We start from the raw sequence: 2,859 nt of genomic DNA, 5'->3' as shown, positions 1-2,859 counted from the left end.
GTTTTAATTAGCATATTGTTAATAAAATTAATTTAAATCAATTATTTTTAAATTACATTATTTTCATATAATTAACACATGTAGCAACAATACTACACGCCTTTTTAAAATAAAATGAAAGAACTACAATATTTAAATAAATATTTTATCAAATACAAATACCGATTTTTGTTGGGTATTTTAATAACTATTGCCGCACAAATCTTCCGACTTTTTACACCTAAGTTGATAAGTAAATCTTTTAAAGCCATTGAAGATTATCACGATAAAAATTTAAGTAACGAATTAATTAAAAGCGAATTAATTCAGAATATATTATTGGTTGTTGGAACTACAATTATTGCTGGTATCTTGACCTTCTTAATGCGTCAAACCTTAATTGTGATGTCACGTCACATTGAGTTTGATTTAAAAAATGAAGTTTTTAAACATTATGAAGTTTTAGATCAAAATTTTTACAAAAAAAACAGAACCGGCGACTTAATGAGCCGAATTAGTGAAGACGTTGGAAAAGTTAGAATGTATGTTGGTCCAGCTGTAATGTACACCATAAATACACTTATTACTTTTACAATTGTTATTATATATATGTACAATGAGTCGAAAATATTGACCTTATATACATTGCTTCCATTACCAATTTTATCGTTTATTATTTTTAAGATAAGTGTTATTATCAATAAACGTAGTACTATTTTTCAGCAATATTTGTCTAAAATTTCAAGTTATACACAAGAGATTTTTTCTGGAATTAGAGTTGTAAAAGCCTACAGCCTTGAAGAACAACATCAAAAAAACATCATCAATCTTGCTGAGGAAAGTAAAAGCAAAAGCATGAGTTTGGCTAATGTACAATCCTTTTTTGGTCCATTGATGGTCACCTTAATTGGTGTTAGTAATTTGGTTGTAATTTATTTTGGCGGAATGATGTACATCGATGGAACTATAAAAAGCATCGGAACCATTGCCGAATTTATTCTTTATGTAAACATGTTAACTTGGCCAGTTGCTACTATTGGATGGGTTTCATCGTTGGTTCAAGAAGCCGAAGCATCGCAAAAACGCATCAACGAGTTTTTAAAAATTGAACCAGAAATTAAAAATACCAATCCAAATCATTCGATTATTAAAGGAGAAATTGAGTTTAGAAATGTGAGTTTTACTTATGAAGACACCAATATTACTGCTTTAAAAAATGTATCGTTCATAGTTAATAAAGGTGAAACTTTAGCGATTTTAGGAAAAACAGGTTCGGGTAAATCAAGTATTCTCACTTTGATTACAAGAATGTATGATATTAAAGAAGGTTCAATTCTAATGGATGGAACTCCATTGGCCGATTTAAATTTGTACGATTTAAGAAACAGCATCGGAATTGTTCCACAGGATGCTTTTTTGTTCTCCGATTCAATTAAGAATAATATAAAATTCGGAAAAGAAAATGCTACTAACGAAGAAGTATTTGAAGCAGCCAAAAAAGCTGTAGTTCATGACAATATCATCAATTTCAATAACCAATACGAAACTGTTTTGGGCGAACGTGGCATCACGCTTTCTGGTGGACAAAAGCAACGTGTTTCTATTGCAAGAGCGATTATAAAAGATCCCGAAATACTACTTTTAGACGATTGTCTATCGGCAGTTGACACCGAAACCGAAGAGCAGATTTTGAATAATTTACTAGAAATTTCCAAAGATAAAACAACCATAATTGTAAGTCATCGAGTTTCGTCTGCAAAAAATGCTGACAAAATAATTATTTTAGACGAAGGAAGAATCATTCAACAAGGTTCTCATAATCAATTAGTAAACCAAGACGGCTATTATAAAGAACTTTATTACAAACAACTTTCTGAAAAAGAAGTACAATAATTCTTGCATAGAATCATTTTTTTTACCATTTTCGTAGAACTAAAACTACACTAATTGATAGAACGAATATGAGAGAAAATGATATGTTAGAAAAAGATGAAATTTTTTCTAAAGTACTAAGAGCTGGAAGAAGAACTTATTTCTTTGATGTAAGAGCGACAAAAGCAGAAGATTACTACATTACCATTACCGAAAGTAAAAAATTTACAGAAGAAGACGGATCTTTTCACTTCAAAAAACACAAAATCTATTTGTACAAAGAAGATTTTACAGCTTTTAAAGAAATTATGGACGAAATGACCGCTTTTGTGTTAAACAATAAAGGTGAAGAAGTAATTTCAGAAAGACATCAGAAAGATTTCAAGAAAGAATATTTTTTCGATAAAAACGAAGGTGAAGAAGAGCCAAAAACTACTAGTTTTACCGATTTAAATTTTGACGATATTTAAAAATGACTTTTTTAACATCCTTTTTAAATAAGTATAGGCTGATTATAAACTATATTTTCTTAGTTTTTTGGATTGTTATTGTACTTTTAAATCTCTGTTTTGGCACTATTTTATTATACAGATTAATAGTTCCTTTTCTTTTTATAATATTTACAATAAAGAATATAAAAAAAATAAAAAAGTCCGAGATTAAATGATTTCGGACTTTTTTTAAAATATCAAATTATGCAAAAATTTCTTCTGTTTTTAAACAAATATGCTGTTCCGTTTAACTCCTTTTTTATTGCATTTTGGTTGTATATGATTTACACAAATTATGTAAATAATGGACCCGATGGTAACGTCAAATCATATATAATTCCGGTACTTTTTATTTTCCTTTGCTTGTTCAATATCTATGCAGCTGTAAATAAGAAGAAAAAAAACTAACCAATTCTCAGTCCGTTTTCTACTTTTAAATCAGATGATACTAACACAATATCATCTCCATTTACTGAGCCTAGAACTAAACATTCGCTCATAAACTTCCCAATTTGTT

At 28.9% G+C, this 2,859-nt stretch carries 3 protein-coding genes and 1 pseudogene; 3 read left to right on the top strand and 1 reads right to left on the bottom strand.

All coding sequences use genetic code 11. The features are described 5' to 3' along the window. Positions 1-114 precede the first annotated feature (114 nt). The 3 genes from DIU01_RS14640 (at position 115) to DIU01_RS14630 (ending at position 2,750) form a co-directional block, all read left to right on the top strand. Positions 115-1,872: an ABC transporter ATP-binding protein gene (locus DIU01_RS14640; RefSeq protein ID WP_290835733.1), complete on the top strand. Its 1,758-nt coding sequence runs from the start codon at positions 115-117 to the stop codon at positions 1,870-1,872. Positions 1,873-1,940: 68 nt separating this feature from the next. Then, complete coding sequence (locus DIU01_RS14635) at positions 1,941-2,321, top strand: PUR family DNA/RNA-binding protein (protein ID WP_290835731.1); 381 nt, start codon at positions 1,941-1,943, stop codon at positions 2,319-2,321. 225 nt (positions 2,322-2,546) lie between these two features. Next, on the top strand, positions 2,547-2,750 hold the full coding sequence (locus DIU01_RS14630; protein ID WP_290835719.1) for a hypothetical protein: 204 nt from the start codon (positions 2,547-2,549) through the stop codon (positions 2,748-2,750). On the opposite strand, the pseudogene DIU01_RS14625 reads toward DIU01_RS14630, so the two are convergent. Further along, positions 2,747-2,859: pseudogene (locus DIU01_RS14625) on the bottom strand (tRNA-binding protein); the annotation flags it as partial. The gene DIU01_RS14630 and the pseudogene DIU01_RS14625 overlap by 4 nt on opposite strands.

This window comes from Flavobacterium sp., from assembly GCF_003525665.1.
Classification (GTDB): Bacteria; Bacteroidota; Bacteroidia; order Flavobacteriales; family Flavobacteriaceae; genus Flavobacterium.
Note: the sequence above shows the minus strand (reverse complement) of the source record. Positions and strands in the feature narration are given on the sequence as shown.